Source organism: Kitasatospora sp. NPDC058478, from assembly GCF_042720345.1.
Lineage (GTDB): Bacteria > Actinomycetota > Actinomycetes > Streptomycetales > Streptomycetaceae > Kitasatospora.
On sequence record NZ_JBHXML010000031.1, the window covers coordinates 82,720 to 96,917 of the forward strand.

Sequence of the window (14,198 nt, forward strand, 5' to 3'; positions counted from 1 at the left end):
GTCCGAGTTGTTCGCGCGCCTCGCTCACCGACAGGCGGGCCGGCCATGTCAGAACTGACCCTCACGGTCATGCGGCTGGGCTTCCTGGCCGTGCTGTGGCTGTTCGTCATCGTCGCGATCCAGGTGATCCGCAGCGACCTGTTCGGGACCAAGGTGAACCCCCGCTCCTCCCGTCGCGGCGCCAACGCCGCTCCGGGCGGCGCCGCCGCCGCTCCGGCCGCCGGGCGCACCGCGCAGGCCCCGGCCACAGGCCCCGCGGCGGGCCAGACCCAGGGCGGCGGCCGCCGCCGCGGCGCCCCGACCCAGCTCGTGGTGGTGCAGGGCTCGCTGGCCGGGACCACCGTCGCGCTCCAGGGCCAGACCATCACCCTGGGCCGCGCGCACGACTCCACCATCGTGCTGGACGACGACTACGCGTCCTCCCGGCATGCCAGGATCTATCCGGATCAGACTGGGCAGTGGACGGTCGAGGATCTAGGCTCCACCAACGGCACCTATCTGGACCGGCAGCGCCTGACCGCGCCCACTCCGCTCCAGCCGGGCATGCCGATCCGTATCGGCAGGACCGTCATCGAACTGCGGAAGTAGTAGCGCATGAGGGACAGCATCCCGTCCATGACCCAGAGGGGGGCACAGGTCGCATGACCCTGGTGCTGCGCTTCGCCGCCGGCTCCCACAAGGGACTGATCCGGGAGGGGAACGAGGACTCCGGCTACGCCGGGCCGCGGCTGCTGGCCGTGGCCGACGGCATGGGCGGCGCCGCGGCCGGCGAGGTCGCGTCCTCCGAGGTGCTCGGCTCGATCGTCCGACTGGACGAGGACGTGCCGGGCGCCGACCTGCTGACCCTGCTGGGCGACGCCGTCCAGGGCGCCAACGACCGGCTCCGGCAGATGGTCGAGGAGGACCCGCAGCTGGAGGGCATGGGCTGCACGCTGACCGCGATGCTCTGGACCGGCCAGCGGATGGGCATGGTGCACGTCGGCGACTCCCGCGCCTACCTGCTGCGCGACGGCTCGCTGGTGCAGATCACCCAGGACCACACCTGGGTGCAGCGCCTGGTCGACGAGGGCCGGATCACGCCGGAGGAGGCCGAGACCCACCCGCAGCGCTCGCTGCTGATGCGGGCGCTCGACGGCCGCGGCCAGGTCGAGCCCGACCTGTCGATCCGCGAGGTCCGCGCCGGCGACCGCTACCTGATCTGCTCCGACGGCCTCTCCGGCCCGGTCAGCCACCAGACCCTCCAGGACACCCTCGGCAGCTACTACTCGCCCGAGCAGACCGTGCAGGAGCTGATCCAGCTCGCGCTGCGCGGCGGCGGTCCGGACAACATCACCTGCATCGTGGCGGACGTCATCGACGTCGGTGCCACGGACACCACGAGCGGCCAGTACAACGACGTCCCGGTGGTGGTCGGCGCGGTCGCCGACACCCCGCCGTCCTCGGCCGCCGCGGACCGCTCGATCGCCGACACCCCGGCCGGCCGCGCCGCCGGCCTCGGCCGCGCCCCGCAGGGCGCCTTCGGCCCGGCCGAGGGCTACGACGCCGGCTACGGCGCCGCCCAGGGCGGCTTCGGCCCCGCGGAGGGCTACGAGGGCGAGTACGGCTACGGCTCCGGCGAGCCCTCGGTGTACGGCGCCGAGGAGTTCGACGAGGAGCCGCCCGCGAAGCGCAAGCGCAAGGGCCTCACCGTCTCGGTGGCCGTCCTGGTCACCCTCGGCCTGCTCGGCGGCGCCGGGTTCTTCGGCTACCAGTGGACCCAGGACCAGTACTACGTCGCCAAGCAGGGCGACCACGTCGCGGTCTACCAGGGCATCAACCAGAACCTGGCCGGCCTGAGCCTGTCCTCGGTGCACACCGCGTACAAGGACGTCGAGCTCAAGTACCTGCCGCAGGACCAGGCCGAGCACCTGAACAAGACCATCTCGGCCGACAGCCTGGGCGCCGCCACCGCGACCGTCCAGGAGCTCGACGGCTGGGTCAAGCTCTGCAAGAAGGTCGCCGACGCCCGGACCAACCCGGGCGCCCAGGGCACCCAGGCGGCGCAGGCCACCCACGCCGCGTTCCTGGCCGTCACGCCCACCCCGGGCGAGAAGACCCGCCCCCCGGTGGCCCCCACCACTCCGACCCCGGCCACCCCGACCCCGACGGCCCCGAGCCCGACCGCACCGGCGCCGAACGCCGCCGCGCCGAACACCGGCCCGTCGGGCGACCTCTCCGGGCTGACCGAGGAGGAGCGCAGCCGGGCCGACTCCTGCCCGAAGCAGTGACCTCCGTGATCCGACATAGGCCCGCCCCGAGCGGGGCAGCCGGCCGTCAGGGAGCGGTCACCACGTGAGCACCTACGACCTGAGCGACGACACCGGCCGGGCCGGCAGGCGCCGGACGGCCACCGACCGCGCCGCCTCCCGGCGCCGGGCCAACACCACCATCTCCCTCCAGGGCGCGCCGAACCGGCGCAACACCGAGCTGGCCCTGCTGGCCTTCGCCGTCGTGCTGCCGATCCTCGCGTACGCCAACGTGGGCCTCGCGATGGACTCCGCGCTGCCGAGCGGCATGGTCGGCTACGGACTCGGCATGGGCGCGCTGGCGCTGGTCGCGCACCTGCTGGTGCGCCGCTTCGCGCCGTACGCGGACCCGCTGATGCTGCCGATCGCCACCCTGCTGAACGGTCTCGGCGTGGTGATGATCTGGCGGCTCGACAAGGCCGGCAAGCTGCTGAGCGCCAACTTCCCGGCGGCCCGGAACCAGCTGATGTGGTCGGCCCTCGGGATCGGGCTGTTCATCGGCGTGATGGTGTTCCTGAAGGACCACCGGGTGCTCCAGCGCTACACCTACATCTCGATGGTGGCGGCGCTGGTCCTGCTCGCCGCGCCGGCCTTCTTCCCGGCCCGGGCGGAGGACTTCGGCGCCAAGATCTGGATCCGGATGGGCGGCTTCTCCATCCAGCCCGGCGAGTTCGCCAAGATCATCCTGACGGTGTTCTTCGCCGGCTACCTGATGGTCAAACGCGACGCCCTCGCCCTGGCCAGCCGCCGCTTCATGGGCCTGTACCTGCCGCGCGGGCGCGACCTCGGCCCGATCGTCGTGATCTGGCTGCTCAGCCTGCTGATCCTGGTCTTCGAGAACGACCTCGGCACGTCCTTCCTGTTCTTCGGCCTGTTCGTGGTGATGCTCTACGTCGCCACCGAGCGGACCAGCTGGATCCTGTTCGGCCTGCTGATGTCGATCGGCGGCGCGGTCGCGGTCGCGATGACCACCAGCCACGTCAAGGTCCGCATCGACGCCTGGCTCGACCCGATGGCCGCCTTCGGAGCACACCCGCCGAAGGGCGCCACCGAGCAGATCGGTCAGTCGCTGATGGCGCTCGGCTCCGGCGGGGTGACGGGCTCGGGCCTCGGCCAGGGCCGCTCCTGGCTGATCAACTTCGCCGCGAAGAGCGACTTCATCCTGGGCTCGTTCGGCGAGGAGCTCGGGCTGACCGGCCTGATGGCGATCTTCCTGCTGTACGCCCTGCTGGTGCAGCGCGGCCTGCGCACCGCCCTCGCCGCCCGCGACCCGTTCGGCAAGCTGTTCGCCGTCGGGCTCTCGTCGGCGATGGCGCTGCAGGTCTTCGTCGTGGCCGGCGGCGTCACCGGGCTGATCCCGCTCACCGGTATGACCATGCCGTTCCTCGCCCAGGGCGGGTCGTCCGTGGTCGCCAACTGGGCGCTGGTCGCGATCCTGCTGAAGATCAGCGACAGCGCCCGCCGACCCGGGGTCGAAGCGACCCCGGCCACCGAGGGCCAGGGAGGACCCGTCCGATGAACAAGCCGATCCGCCGGGTCTCGATCTTCTGCCTCGTCCTGATCCTGGCCCTGATGGTGCGCACCAACTGGGTGCAGGGCGTCCAGGCCGACGCCTGGGCCACCAACAAGAACAACAAGCGCCAGCAGTACGACCGGTACGCCCACCCGCGCGGCAACATCATCGTCGGCGGCCAGCCGGTCACGAAGTCCGACTTCGTCAACGGCCTGCGCTACAAGTACAAGCGCTCCTGGGTCGACGGCCCGATGTACGCCCCGGTCACCGGCTACTCCTCCCAGGTCTTCGGCTCCAGCCAGCTGGAGAACCTGGAGGACGGCATCCTCTCCGGCACCGACGACCGGCTGTTCTTCCGCAACACCCTGGACATGCTGACCGGCGAGCAGCAGCGCGGCGGCGACGTCGTCACCACGATCAACGCCAAGGCCCAGAAGGCCGCCTGGGACGGCCTCGGGGACAAGAAGGGCGCCGCCGTCGCGATCGACCCGAAGACCGGCGCGATCCTGGCGCTGGTCTCCACCCCGTCCTACGACCCGGGCACCATCGCCGGCAGCGAGAGCGGCGACTCCAAGGCCTGGACGGACCTCAACGCCGACCCCAACAAGCCGATGCTCAACCGGGCGCTGAAGGAGACCTATCCGCCCGGCTCCACGTTCAAGCTGGTCACCGCGACCGCCGCGTTCGAGAACGGCCTGTACCAGAACATCGACGACCAGACCGCGACGCCGGACCCGTACACCCTGCCGGGCACCCAGACGGTGCTCAACAACGAGTCGCCGCTCGAGAAGTGCGGGAACGCCACGGTCAAGTCGGGGATGGACCAGTCCTGCAACACGGTCTACGCCAAGATGGGCGCGGACCTCGGCAAGGACAAGATGCGGGCGCAGGCCGAGAAGTTCGGCTTCAACAGCACCATCGACACCCCGGTCCGTTCCGAGAAGAGCATCTTCCCGAGCAGCGCGAGCCTGGACGGCACCGCGCAGGACTCGATCGGCCAGCACGACACCCGCGCCACCCCGCTGCAGATGGCCATGGTGTCCGCCGCGATCGCCAACAACGGCAGCCTGATGCAGCCGTACCTGGTCGACCAGGAGCGCTCGGCCTCGCTGACCACCATCTCCAAGCACACCGAGAAGCAGTTCTCCCAGCCGATGAGCCCGGCCACCGCGCAGAAGATGCAGGACCTGATGGTCTCGGTGGTGGACAACGGCACCGGCAAGAACGCCAAGATCCCCGGCCTCCAGGTCGGCGGCAAGACCGGTACCGCGCAGCACGGCGAGGACAACGCCGGGCTGCCGTTCGCCTGGTTCACCTCGTGGGCCAAGACCACCGACGGCCAGTCCGTGGCGGTCGCGGTCGTGGTCGAGGACGGCTCCAACAACCGCGACGGCATCAGCGGCGGCCGGCTGGCCGCCCCGATCGCCAAGGCGGTGATGCAGGCCGTCCTCGGCAAGTGAGGAGGAGGCCCGACCGTGAGTGGAAAGTCACGATCGACACCCCCGTCCGGATACCGGTCTGATATCGGCCGACGGCCGACTCCGGTCCGATGCGGTGCGACCGGTAGCGTATCCGCCAGCAGCGGGTGTGCCCGTTGCCGCCCGCGAGACGGCGCACGGCCCGGCCGGAGAACCGGTCGAGACCCGCTCGGCGTCACCCTGAGCGTGCGGGGACACCTACGTCACAACCTCGCCGGCAGGTGAGGGAGAGGGTCGGAACTATGGAAGAGCCTCGTCGCCTAGGCGGCAGGTACGAGCTCGGCGGCGTCCTCGGACGCGGCGGCATGGCCGAGGTGTACCTCGCCCATGACACCCGGCTCGGCCGTTCCGTCGCAGTGAAGACGCTCCGGGCCGACATGGCCCGGGATCCGTCGTTCCAGGCCCGCTTCCGCCGCGAGGCGCAGTCCGCGGCGTCCCTGAACCACCCCGCGATCGTCGCCGTGTACGACACCGGCGAGGACTACATCGACAACATCTCCATCCCGTACATCGTGATGGAGTACGTCGAGGGGTCCACCCTGCGCGAGCTGCTGCACTCCGGCCGACGGCTGCTGCCCGAGCGCGCGCTGGAGATGACCATCGGCATCCTGCAGGCGCTGGAGTACTCGCACCGCGCCGGCATCGTGCACCGTGACATCAAGCCGGCCAACGTGATGCTGACCCGGCAGGGCAACGTCAAGGTCATGGACTTCGGCATCGCCCGTGCGATGGGCGACGCCGGGATGACCATGACCCAGACCTCGGCCGTCATCGGCACCGCCCAGTACCTCTCCCCCGAGCAGGCCAAGGGCGAGCAGGTCGACGCCCGCTCCGACCTCTACTCCACCGGCTGCCTGCTGTACGAACTGCTGACCGTCCGCCCGCCGTTCGTCGGCGACTCCCCGGTCGCGGTGGCCTACCAGCACGTCCGGGAGGAGGCGCAGCCGCCGTCCGTCTTCGACCCCGAGGTCCGCCCCGAGATCGACGCGATCGTGCTGAAGGCGCTCGCCAAGGAGCGCGACTACCGCTACCAGAGCGCCGACGAGATGCGCGACGACATCGAGCGCTTCCTCGACGGCCTGCCGGTGGCCGCCGCCCAGCAGGCCGCCGCGTACGGCATGGGCGCCGGGTACGGCTACGACCAGAACGGCTACCCGCAGCAGCACGACCCGTACGGCCAGACCAACGTGCTGCCGCAGCAGCCCGGCGGCGGCCCGACCACCGTCCTGCCGCAGGCCGGCGGCCAGCCCGGCTACGGCCCGCAGGGCGGCTACCAGGACGACGGCTACGGCCAGGCCTACGCCGACGGCCCGGCGGGCGGCGGCCACGACGACGGCTACGGCCGGGACGGCGGCCGGCGCGGCGAGCAGCCGCCGAAGAAGAGCAACACCTCCTGGATCGTGCTGGCGGTCGCCGCCGTGCTGGTCCTGGTCGGCACCTTCTTCGTGGCCCAGGCCATGTTCAACGGCAACGGCGGCGGCACCACGGAGACCCCGAAGGTCGCCGTGCCGAACCTGGTCGGCAAGAGCCTGGCGGACGCCAAGACGGCCGCGGCCGCGGCCGGTCCCAAGCTCGTGGTGGCCGAGGGCGACAAGCTCGCCTGCCCGGACGCCAACATCAAGAAGGACCAGGTCTGCACCCAGAACCCGGCCGTCGGCGGCCAGGTCGCGGAGAACAGCACCATCACCGTGCAGCTGTCCTCCGGCCCGGCCAAGGCCCCCCTGCCGAACGTGGTCGGCAAGACCAAGGACCAGGCGACCAAGGCGCTCGGCGACGCCGGCTTCACCAACGTCACCACCGAGTACAAGGACGACGACACCGCTCCGCAGGAGAACGTCACCGCCCAGGACCCGGCGGCGGGCACCGCCGGCGACCCGACCGCCCCGGTCAAGCTGACCGTCTCGCAGGGCAAGTCGAAGGTGACCGTGCCGAACGTGGCCGGCGCGCAGAAGGAGGTGGCGCAGGCCCAGCTGGAGGGCCTGGGCTTCCAGGTCGACACCTCGAAGACGGTGCAGACCACCGACCAGAGCAAGGCGAACACCGTCGCCGCGCAGTCGGTCCAGGCCAACACCAAGGTCCCGGCCAACACGAAGATCACGCTGACGATCTTCAAGATGCAGGACAAGCCCCAGGTCCCGCCGCTGCAGAACGTCAAGCTGTCGGACGCCATCTCGCAGCTGGGCAAGGTCGGGCTGCTCTACACGGTGGTGTCCGGTCCGTCGGACCCGAACGCCATCGTCGTGAGCACCAACCCGCCCGCCGGCACCCAGCTGGACCCGAACACCCAGGTGATGCTCATCACGAAGCCGGCCGATCCGCCCAAAGGGGGTGACCCCCTCTCCCCCTCACCCTCCAACACCAAAGGGGGGAGCAACAACTAAGCCCTGGTTCCCCTGGATCTGAGGCTTGGTGGGAGTTGTCCGGCCGTACGCCCGAGGGCCCGTCGCAGCGGTTGCGACGGGCCCTCGGGCGTTCTCGGTTCCGGCCTACGGCAGCCGGCCGCAGCAGCGGCAGCCGGGCTCAGGGCTGGCGTAGTTCCGGCGGCGGGGTGCGCTTGGCGTCCACGTCGTCCACCCGCACCAGGCTCCCCCAGACCGCCATCCGGTAGCGCGAGGTGTACACCGGCGTGCAGGTGGTCAGCGTGATGTACCGGCCGGGTCCGGTGTAGCCGGAGCCGACCGGGACGGGCGCGACGATGCCGGTGTCGTACTTGGACGTCTCCGGCAGGGTGCTGTCGACCCGGTAGACGTACCACTTGTCCTTGGTCTCGACGACGACCGCGGCGCCCCGGTGCACCGCGTCCAGGTCGTGGAACTTGGCTCCGTGGCCGTCCCGGTGGGCGGCCAGCGCGAAGTTGCCGGCCTGGTCCCAGGGCATCGCGGCGCGGTAGGGCTGCTCGTACACCCCCGCCACGCCCTCGGCCAGGGTGTCGCCGTCGGTGCCCATCCGGATCAGCACCTGGTAGTCCCGGCCCATCGCCGGGACGTGCAGGAAGCCGACCGCGTCCCCGGCCGCGAACGGCGCGGCGGGGGCGGGCGTCCCGCCGGGGGGCGCCGAGGGGGTGCCGGTCGGGCTCGCGGCCCAGGTGTCGCGCAGCCGGTCGGAGGCCGCGGCCGCCGAGCGGTCCGCCTCGACGTTGGTCCACCACAGCGAGTAGGCCACGAACAGGCCGAGCACCAGTCCCAGGGTGATCAGCAGCTCGCCGAAGACGCCGAGTGCGGCCAGCGCCCGGCTGCGGCCGCGCCGGGCGGGCGCGGGGCCTGTCTCGGGCGGCGGGAAGGCCTCCTCCCGCGGCTCGGCCGACTGCGCGGTCTCGTCCGTCATCTCCGGTGCTCCCCCTTCGTGCCGGGTGCCCGGGCGGTCACCCGCCCGTGATCGCGGCCGGCTTGCCTTGGCTGCGCGGCCGTTCCTCGGTCATCTTGCCAAAGACGATGAGGCGGAACTTGGAGGTGAACTCCGGGGTGCAGGTGGTCAGCGTGATGTACCGGCCGGCGCCCGCGTAACCGGCGCCGTTGGGGACGGGCTTGATCACGCTCACGTTGTTGGGGGAGGTCTCCGGGATGCTGCTGGTGACCTCGTAGGTGTAGTACGAGGTGGCGGTCTCCACCACGATCTTGTCGCCCTTGCCGAGCTGGTTGATGTACCGGAACGGCTCGCCGTGGGTGTTGCGGTGCGCGGCCAGCGCGAAGTTGCCCGCCTTGTCGGCCGGCATCCCGGTGCCGGTGTAGTGGCCGACCAGGCCCTTGTCGAGCACCGCCGGCTTGGAGGTGCCCTCGGCGATCGGGAACTTCAGCCCCAGCTTGGGCAGGTAGATGATGGCGAAGCCCTTGCCGGGCTCGAACGACTCCGGCTTGGCCGGGTCCGGAGCCGGCTGCCCGGGCTTCGGCGGCGCCAGGGCCGCGTCGAACTGCTGCTCCAGCCGGTTGCGGGCGCCGTCGGCGGCCGCGTCGGCCTGCACGTTGGTCCACCAGAGCTGGTACGAGACGAAGAGCAGCATCACCACGCCGAGCGTGATGCACAGCTCCCCGACGAGCCGCGCGGCCACCACGACCGCGGACTCCTTGGGCCGCGCCTTCGCCCCGGCGCCCCGGCCGCTCGCCCGGCGCCGACCGACGCCCGCGCGCACGGAGGTCCGGCCCTGGGCGGCCCTGCGGCGCTCGGCCCGGCCGCCGGTGGGCGGGGCCGGTTCCGCGGCCGGCCCGCCGATGTCGAGGGGCAGGCGCAGCTGGAGCGTCTGGTCGGGCAGCCACGGGTACTCGGGTCCGGACGCGGCGGGCTGCTCGGCCTGCTCGTACACGCCCCAGGCGTCCTCGGCGGCGCCCTGTCCGGGCTGCGCCGGGTACGGCTGCGGGTACGCCGCCGCGCCGCCGTGGTGCTGCCCGTCGCCGTACGGACCGCCGCCGTACGGGCCGTCGCCGTGCTGCGCGCCGCCGTACGGCTGTCCGTCTCCCGGGCCCGCCGCCGGCTGGTAACGCCCCTCCGGACGCAGCGCGGTCACGCCGCTCAGCCCCGGCCGATCACCGGGGCGAGCCCGGCCGACCGGTCCACGGCCTGCGGGTAGCCGCACTCCGCCAGCCAGTTGGCGAGCATCCGGTGGCCGCCCTCGGTGAGCACCGACTCGGGGTGGAACTGCACGCCCTCGACGGGCAGTTCGCGGTGCCGCAGACCCATGATCACGCCGCTGTCGGTGCGCGCGGTGACCACCAGCTCGTCCGGCACGGTGGCCGGCTCGACCGCCAGCGAGTGGTACCGGGTGGCGGTCAGCGGCGAGGGCAGTCCCTCGAACACCCCGCCGTCCTCGTGCTCGACCGGCGAGGTCTTGCCGTGCAGCAGTTCCGGTGCCCGGTCGACCACCGCGCCGTACGCGACCGCGATCGACTGCAGGCCCAGGCAGACGCCGAACACCGGCAGCCCGATCCCCGCGCAGTGGTGCACCATCCCGATGCAGACCCCGGCCTCCTCCGGCGCCCCGGGCCCGGGGGAGAGCAGCACCCCGTCGAAGCCCTGGTCGTCCTCGCCGCCGGACCGACGGACGGCGTGTTCGACGGTCACCTCGTCGTTGCGCACCACCTCGCAGGTGGCACCGAGCTGGTACAGGTACTGGACCAGGTTGAAGACGAAGCTGTCGTAGTTGTCCACGACCAGGATGCGGGGCGCGGTCGGCTGGGTGGTCATTCTCGCGTGGTCTCCGTGGGATGCGGGGCGGGGTCGGCAGGGTGGAGGAGCAGGGCCGCCGGTTCAGCCGGCCGCGGCACCTTCGCCGCCGTCCACTGTGACGTCACCGAAGGGGAGCAACGGTTCCGCCCACGGGAAGACGTAGGTGAAGAGGAGATAGACGATCCCCGCGATGAGGAGCAGCGAGACGACGGCGCGGACCAGGGTGTTTCCCGGGAGGTGACGCCAGATCCAGCCGTACATGGTGCTCCCTCGACGTAGCGGACTGGGGTCAAGAGTAGACCCGGGATCAACGACCGCGAGGCCGGTCCGCTACTGCTGCCCGCCCGCCGACCGCAGCTCGGTGGTCCCGGAGTATCCGGGGAGGGTCAGGTCACCGCTCTCCTGGACCTTCCAGCCGAGCCCGTACGCCTGGACGTACTGGAGGTAGTTGCGGATCGTCGGGTCGCCGTCCACGGCGGCCTTCAGCGCATCGGTGCGACCGACCGCCCGGACCACGTACGGCGGCGAGTAGACCCGGCCCTGCAACAGCAGGGTGTTGCCGACGCAGCGGACGGCGCTGGTGGAGATCAGCCGCTGGTCCATCACCTGCACCCCTTCGGCTCCACCCCGCCACAGCGCGTTGACCACGGCCTGGATGTCCTGCTGGTGGATGACCAGGTCGTTGACGCCCGGCTCGGGGACGCCCGGGATGCGGGCGGTGGCGTTCGGCGGGGCGTCGTTGAGGGTGACGGTCAGGCCGCCGCCCTGCAGCGGCTCCAGGGCCGCGCCGAGCCGCAGGTCCTCCAGCCGGGCGGCGTCGGCGGGGTTGCCGCCCTGCTGCCCGGTGAGCTCCTGCGCGCGGGCCTGGAGGTCGGCCAGCTGGGCCTGGGCCTGCTGGTTCTGCGAGCTGCGCTGGCGTATCACGTCGCCGAGGCTCAGCAGCGAGTTGTCGGTCCGCAGGTCGGTGCCGCGGGCGGTCTGCGCGCTGATGTAGAAGAGCAGTCCGGCGAGCGCGAAGACCGCACAGGTCAGGGCACGCCCGACAATTCGGGTGCCGGAGCGGCGGGTAGTGGTCGGCCGAGGGGGAATCGACAAATTAGGCACCGTACCCTTATCTCCTTAAGACCCACCGAGCCACTACGCTAACGGACGCCGGTGGCGCGTGCGGGAACGGTCCCGTGCGTTCCGCACCGCCCGTCGCCGGCAGACCGACCCCCGCTGCACCTCTGCGCGGTCTCACAGCGCATCGACAGGAGAGCTCCTCGTGCCGAAGTCTCGACTCCGCAAGAAGTCCGACTACACCCCGCCGACCACGGCCACGGTGAAGATCAGTTCGGGCCGTAGTTGGGTCGCACCGTTGATGCTGGCGCTGTTCCTGATCGGCCTGGTCTGGATCGTCACCTATTACGTGACCAGCGGCAGCTACCCGGTCGAGGGCTGGCGGAACTGGAACATCCTGGTCGGTTTCGGGTTCATCGCCGCGGGGTTCGGCGTCTCCACCCAGTGGAAGTAGCTTCCCGCTCCTCCTGAGGCTCCGATCGAGCCACCTCCGCCGCTTCGGGCCACTGGTGCCGGGCGGCGGTCAGGCATGCCCGGACACGGGCGGGAAGCCGGTCGGTTATCCCCATCATCAGATGGTCGCGCTTATCCACATGGTTATCCACACTGGGGAAAAGTCTCCCCAGCCTGTGGATAACTTTTCGACCGCGGGCTTTCCACGGCTGTGCACAACTTCCCGAGAATGGGAAAACCGCACAGCAGGACACGCGTAGAACAGCAGTCCACACCCCGGGCGGCACACAGCCTGTGCACAACCCCGCACCCGCTGTGGACAAACACCCGCGGCGTCACGCGCCGTAGCGGGCCATCCCGATCATCAGCATCGCCGCCACCACGGCCAGCGACCCCGCCAACGCCAGCCCCTGGACCAGGCCGCGGCGCTCGCGCGGGGCGTACATCAGGCCGGCCGCCGTCAACGCGCCCACCACCAGGCCGCCGATGTGCGCCCGCCAGTCGATGTCCGTCCGCGAGAAGGTGACGACCAGGTTGAAGACCAGGAACGCCATCACCGGGGCGAGCGGGCCCCGGTTCCGCAGCTGCATCACCACCGTGGCGCCGATCAGCCCGAAGATCGCGCCCGAGGCCCCCACCGACCGCAGCGAGTTGCCGTCGATCAGGAAGGCCAGGGCGCTGCCCCCCAGGCCGGAGAGCAGGTAGAGGGCCAGGAACCGCAGCCGGCCGAGCGCCGCCTCCAGCGTGGGGCCAAGCCAGTACAGGACCAGCATGTTCATCCCGATGTGCCACCACTGCAGGTGCAGGAACACCGAGGTCAGCAGCCGGTACCACTGGGCGGGGCCGTCGGCGACGCCGTCCGGACCGCCCAGGACGGCCCGCCCGACGCTGTACAGCTCCCAGACCTGGCCCAGCCGCGGCGTGAGCACGTAGGCGGCCAGCACGAAGACCACCACGTTGATGCCGATCAGCACCCTGGTGACCAGCCCGCCGTCCCGGGCGATCGCCCCGCCGAACCGGGTGGTCGCCCGCCGCGTCCCGGCGTGCCCGCCGCCGACGCACTCCGGGCACTGGAAGCCCACCGAGGCGGCCACCATGCACTGCGGGCAGATCGCCCGCTCGCAGCGGGTGCAGGAGACGCCGGTGGCCGTCTGCGGGTGCCGGTAGCAGCCGGTCAGCATCAGGTTCTTCCCCTCCCGTACGGGACCGCCGAAATCGCCAGCCTACTGCGGCGGATCCGACATCGGGCCTTCTCCCCGGCCGCTCCCACAGTCCGCGTACGGCCCACTCCGACATGCCGGTGGACAAATCAGCATGCATGATCAGCATTCAGGTGGATATGTGCATAAAGGACGCCACCCAGGAGGAGAGACTCGTGACCTTTTCGGACTCGGCTCGTGAGACGGCCACCAAGACCCGGGACACCGCCGCGCACCTCGCGGACGGCGCCAAGCAGCGCCTGGGCCCGGCCCTGGACACCCTCGGGCCGAAAGCCGCCCAGGCCGCCCAGAGCCTCCGCGTCCAGTACGACCGGCACATCGCCCCGCAGTTCGGTCACGCCTTCGCCAGCCTGCCCCCCGAAACCCAGCAGCACGTCCTGAAGGCCTTCCACCGCGCCCAGGAGGCCGCCCTGGCGGCCCGGCTCTCCGCCGCCCGCGCAGCCGACCAGGCCCGCTCCACGGTCGGTCCCAGGGTCGTCCAGGCCGTCGAGGAGGCCCGCGCCGCCGTCACCCCGGTCGCCCAGGAGGCCCAGACCCGGGGCGCCGCCGCGCTGACCGCGCTGCACGGCAACGTCACCTCGGCCGAGATCAGCCACCTGGCCGCCCGCAACGCCCGGAGGAAGCGGTGCAACGGCCTGGCCACCGGCCTCGCCGTGGCCGGTGCGCTGGCGATCGGCGGCGGGATCGTGGCCTGGCAGTGGTGGCGCCGGCACAGCAACCCGGAGTGGCTGGTCGAACCCCCGACCGACCGGGCCGACCAACCCGCCGGTGCGCACGCCGCCGGCGCGACGGCCCCCGGGCCGGTCGACGCCGCCACCCCGGCGGACACGGCCACCGAGCCCGCTCCGCCACCCGGCCGGCCCGACGACGACGGCGACCACCCCAAGCCGCACGACCCGCGCGGACCGCACTGACCCGTCGCCCGGCCCTCTGGGCGTGTCCGACACCCCCAGAGGGTGCGGAAACGCCGATCGGCCGCTGACCGGGATTCTGGACAGCGGCCGATCGGCGTCACGACTGCGATGAGCTGTGG

The 14,198-nt window shown here is 71.6% G+C and carries 13 protein-coding genes; 7 read left to right on the top strand and 6 right to left on the bottom strand.

Annotation, left to right across the window (positions count from 1 at the left end):
- Nucleotides 1-45 precede the first annotated feature (45 nt).
- From ACFWPT_RS19055 to pknB, 5 genes are all read left to right on the top strand, one after another.
- Nucleotides 46-588, top strand: a complete 543-nt coding sequence (locus ACFWPT_RS19055) for an FHA domain-containing protein (protein ID WP_380482925.1) — start codon at nucleotides 46-48, stop codon at nucleotides 586-588.
- A 53-nt stretch (nucleotides 589-641) separates the two neighbouring features.
- The gene (locus tag ACFWPT_RS19060) at nucleotides 642-2,267 is read left to right on the top strand and encodes a PP2C family protein-serine/threonine phosphatase (RefSeq protein WP_380371306.1); all 1,626 of its coding nucleotides are present in this window, start codon (nucleotides 642-644) and stop codon (nucleotides 2,265-2,267) included.
- 160 nt (nucleotides 2,268-2,427) lie between these two features.
- Entirely contained in the window at nucleotides 2,428-3,804 is a 1,377-nt protein-coding gene (locus tag ACFWPT_RS19065) for an FtsW/RodA/SpoVE family cell cycle protein (RefSeq protein ID WP_063351252.1), read from the top strand.
- Complete coding sequence (locus ACFWPT_RS19070; RefSeq protein WP_380482927.1) at nucleotides 3,801-5,258, top strand: peptidoglycan D,D-transpeptidase FtsI family protein; 1,458 nt, start codon at nucleotides 3,801-3,803, stop codon at nucleotides 5,256-5,258. Before ACFWPT_RS19065 ends, ACFWPT_RS19070 begins: the two co-directional genes overlap by 4 nt.
- Nucleotides 5,259-5,518: 260 nt before the next feature.
- Nucleotides 5,519-7,657 carry a Stk1 family PASTA domain-containing Ser/Thr kinase gene (pknB, locus tag ACFWPT_RS19075; protein ID WP_063348447.1) on the top strand — a complete coding sequence of 713 codons (2,139 nt, stop codon included), beginning with the start codon at nucleotides 5,519-5,521 and terminating at the stop codon, nucleotides 7,655-7,657.
- A gap of 139 nt (nucleotides 7,658-7,796) precedes the next feature.
- Here pknB and ACFWPT_RS19080 read toward each other — a convergent pair whose 3' ends face one another.
- The 5 genes from ACFWPT_RS19080 to ACFWPT_RS19100 all read right to left on the bottom strand — a co-directional run bounded on the left by ACFWPT_RS19080 (nucleotide 7,797) and on the right by ACFWPT_RS19100 (nucleotide 11,522).
- Nucleotides 7,797-8,600 (bottom strand): class E sortase, encoded by an 804-nt coding sequence (locus ACFWPT_RS19080; protein WP_380482929.1) that lies wholly within the window; start codon nucleotides 8,598-8,600, stop codon nucleotides 7,797-7,799.
- Between the two features lie 37 nt (nucleotides 8,601-8,637).
- Entirely contained in the window at nucleotides 8,638-9,774 is a 1,137-nt protein-coding gene (locus ACFWPT_RS19085) for a class E sortase (protein WP_380371301.1), read from the bottom strand.
- A gap of 5 nt (nucleotides 9,775-9,779) precedes the next feature.
- The gene (locus ACFWPT_RS19090) at nucleotides 9,780-10,451 is read right to left on the bottom strand and encodes an aminodeoxychorismate/anthranilate synthase component II (protein WP_063348449.1); all 672 of its coding nucleotides are present in this window, start codon (nucleotides 10,449-10,451) and stop codon (nucleotides 9,780-9,782) included.
- 63 nt (nucleotides 10,452-10,514) lie between these two features.
- Entirely contained in the window at nucleotides 10,515-10,694 is a 180-nt protein-coding gene (locus ACFWPT_RS19095) for a hypothetical protein (protein WP_063348450.1), read from the bottom strand.
- A gap of 69 nt (nucleotides 10,695-10,763) precedes the next feature.
- The gene (locus ACFWPT_RS19100; RefSeq protein WP_380371416.1) at nucleotides 10,764-11,522 is read right to left on the bottom strand and encodes a DUF881 domain-containing protein; all 759 of its coding nucleotides are present in this window, start codon (nucleotides 11,520-11,522) and stop codon (nucleotides 10,764-10,766) included.
- 175 nt (nucleotides 11,523-11,697) lie between these two features.
- Here ACFWPT_RS19100 and crgA point away from each other — a divergent pair, with 175 nt between their 5' ends.
- Nucleotides 11,698-11,946 carry a cell division protein CrgA gene (crgA, locus tag ACFWPT_RS19105; protein WP_063348451.1) on the top strand — a complete coding sequence of 83 codons (249 nt, stop codon included), beginning with the start codon at nucleotides 11,698-11,700 and terminating at the stop codon, nucleotides 11,944-11,946.
- A 334-nt stretch (nucleotides 11,947-12,280) separates the two neighbouring features.
- Here crgA and ACFWPT_RS19110 read toward each other — a convergent pair whose 3' ends face one another.
- On the bottom strand, nucleotides 12,281-13,126 hold the full coding sequence (locus ACFWPT_RS19110) for a rhomboid family intramembrane serine protease (protein WP_380482932.1): 846 nt from the start codon (nucleotides 13,124-13,126) through the stop codon (nucleotides 12,281-12,283).
- Between the two features lie 194 nt (nucleotides 13,127-13,320).
- On the opposite strand from ACFWPT_RS19110, the gene ACFWPT_RS19115 reads away from it, so the two are divergent.
- Nucleotides 13,321-14,079 carry a DUF5324 family protein gene (locus ACFWPT_RS19115; RefSeq protein WP_380482934.1) on the top strand — a complete coding sequence of 253 codons (759 nt, stop codon included), beginning with the start codon at nucleotides 13,321-13,323 and terminating at the stop codon, nucleotides 14,077-14,079.
- Nucleotides 14,080-14,198: the final 119 nt, after the last annotated feature.